3 protein-coding genes and 1 pseudogene are annotated in these 1,623 nt (G+C 59.1%); 2 read left to right on the top strand and 2 right to left on the bottom strand.

The genetic code is table 11. The annotated features are described in order from the left end of the window. A partial coding sequence (locus tag AAF739_18155; protein ID MEM6384590.1) for an HTH domain-containing protein occupies positions 1–164 on the bottom strand: 164 nt, incomplete at its 3' end. 87 nt (positions 165–251) lie between these two features. On the opposite strand from AAF739_18155, the gene AAF739_18150 reads away from it, so the two are divergent. Next, positions 252–647, top strand: coding sequence for a RidA family protein (locus tag AAF739_18150; GenBank protein ID MEM6384589.1), 396 nt, complete (start codon positions 252–254; stop codon positions 645–647). 47 nt (positions 648–694) lie between these two features. On the opposite strand, the pseudogene AAF739_18145 reads toward AAF739_18150, so the two are convergent. Then, a pseudogene (locus tag AAF739_18145) lies at positions 695–811 on the bottom strand (ArsR family transcriptional regulator). Between the two features lie 223 nt (positions 812–1,034). On the opposite strand from AAF739_18145, the gene AAF739_18140 reads away from it, so the two are divergent. Next, positions 1,035–1,571 carry a hypothetical protein gene (locus AAF739_18140; GenBank protein ID MEM6384588.1) on the top strand — a complete coding sequence of 179 codons (537 nt, stop codon included), beginning with the start codon at positions 1,035–1,037 and terminating at the stop codon, positions 1,569–1,571. Positions 1,572–1,623 lie beyond the last annotated feature (52 nt).

Below are 1,623 nucleotides of genomic sequence, written 5' to 3'. Positions count from 1 at the left end.
CCGACATCGGAATGGATGATGTACCCTTCATCACGCAGGGCACTCAGGTCGCGCAAAACGGTTCTGCGCGACGCGCCGACCTCTTCAGCCAGGGCATCGACCGTGGAGCTGCCGTTTCGGCGTAGCGTGCGCACGATGGCCTCATGCCGAAGCCTTACACTCACGGCCGCACTCGGGCAGATTTGGTGACAAATTCTGGCACCATTTCATCCTACACCCGTTTCAGCACCGGAATTCAAGGAGATTGCGACATGGAACGGACAGCGGTGAACCCCTGGGAATGGTCGATCAAGCTTGGGTACAATCAGGCCGAGATCATCGTCGGCGCCGCGCGGCAGGTTGTTTGCGCAGGACAGACCGCGGTGGATGGAGACGGGAACCCGCAGCATCCAGGCGATATGCGTGCGCAGATCAGCCTGGCGCTCGATAACCTGGAGACTGTTCTGAAAGCTGCGGGCATGGATCTGAGCAATGTGATCAGGCTCGGGGTCTATGCAACGGACGTTGGCGAGGCCCTGAAAAACTTCGATCTGATGGGCATGCGTTTCGGCCCCCACCAGGTTGCCCCGCCAATGACCCTTTTGGGTGTGACCGGCCTCGCGGTCCCTGGATTGCTGTTCGAGATCGAAGCGACAGCCGCGGCCTAGCGTAACCCGCGGCGGCCAGTGGAAGAACACATGGCAATAGTCGCTGCGTCACGCAAAGCGGTTCTGGGCGACGCGCCGACCTCTTCGGCCCAAGCATCGACCGTCGAGGCGCCGTTTCGGCGCAGCGTGCGCACGATGCCATCATGCCTAAGCCTTACACTCACGTCGGCGGATAACAGTCGTTTCCGCCGAGAAGTGAAACGGACACGGTCCTCCGAACCCTGTGTCGCAGTCGACGTCAAGAAAGAGCCCAAATTCGATTGGTGGGAGTATGGCGAAGGTTTGCCCTCGCACCGCTCAGCACGTTGCAAGTCCTTCCAAATAAGGCATTGTTGGCCTGAAGAAGCATTCGGAGGGATTGCTGTGCTGCTCAGAGGCAGTCTTTGCTTGGCTTTTTCACTCTTCTCGACAGCCGTTGCGGCGCAATGCCCAGATATGACCGCAGGAGCGCCCGTTGGCGCCTTGTCGGACGTCACTTACACACCGATGGTGCTAATTACCTTCGCAGATGGGCGCGTCGGGAACGATGGTGGGCTCGCGGTCACCACCCCCCACCGCCCTCAGAACCTTGTTTTGGACACATCAAACACGTGCGAGACGATCTTCATCGTCCCCTATCAAAATGGTGCGCCGCTGTTCACCGATGAAGAGTTGATGCCTGGAACGTTGGTGCTGCAAGCAGCAATGATTATGGACTCCGCCGGCAGTTTCCAGCGGCAGGCTCCCGACTACTTTCGCGCGCTCGAAAACGATGGGCGGGTCATCGAACACAACGCGCTTCGTGCTGACGTGCTTGCATTCCCAGCCGGTTCCTCAATCGAGATCACTGATCCTATCGTCGCCGATGCCATTTCAACGCATGCACCTTGCGGTTCTGGAACCGTGCTCGTTGCGGCTGAAGCGATTATTTTTCTTCCGTGCTGAGTACCGCGCGCCATTGATTTCAAGGTGCGCTAGGCCCACCCGGGCGGGCAGT

The organism is Pseudomonadota bacterium (assembly GCA_039024915.1).
Lineage (GTDB): Bacteria > Pseudomonadota > Alphaproteobacteria > Rhizobiales > MH13 > MH13.
The sequence above is the reverse complement of the archived record's forward strand: the minus strand, read 5'-3'. Positions and strand labels throughout refer to the sequence as shown.

Bases quoted from the DNA above. Each gene is read 5' to 3' on its own strand.
- AAF739_18150 (MEM6384589.1), top strand. From the start codon at position 252: ATGGAACGGACAGCGGTGAACCCCTGGGAATGGTCGATCAAGCTTGGG.